The sequence below is a fragment of the Bacillus sp. NTK074B genome (assembly GCF_017303375.1).
Classification (GTDB): domain Bacteria; phylum Bacillota; class Bacilli; order Bacillales; family Bacillaceae_B; genus Rossellomorea.
Genome location: NZ_JAFKOH010000196.1, coordinates 1 through 260, shown reverse-complemented (window position 1 = coordinate 260; position 260 = coordinate 1). Strand labels below are relative to the sequence as shown.

General features: G+C 66.5%; 1 protein-coding gene. It reads right to left on the bottom strand.

Translation table 11 applies throughout. The annotated features are described in order from the left end of the window. Nucleotides 1-260: sugar phosphate nucleotidyltransferase (locus tag JI667_RS21975; RefSeq protein ID WP_244668432.1), on the bottom strand; the 260-nt coding region annotated here is incomplete at both ends.

The window sequence follows — 260 nt, the reverse complement described above, 5'->3', positions numbered from 1 at the left end:
AGGTCTTCCTGCGCGGCGTCAAGCGCGGCGCGCACCTGCGTCAGGATCTCGGGCTGATAGGTTTCGAATGCCTCGATCAGCACATCGGCTCGGAACAGGAAGATGCCCGCGTTCCACAGGTGCCTGCCGCCATCAAGCATGACCTGTGCGGTGGCAAGGTCGGGCTTTTCGACGAAGCGCGAGAGCGGCATCGCCTCGGGGCTGAAGCCCGCATCCGGGCGGGCGCTGAGCTCAAGCCAGCCATAGCCCGTCTCGGGGCG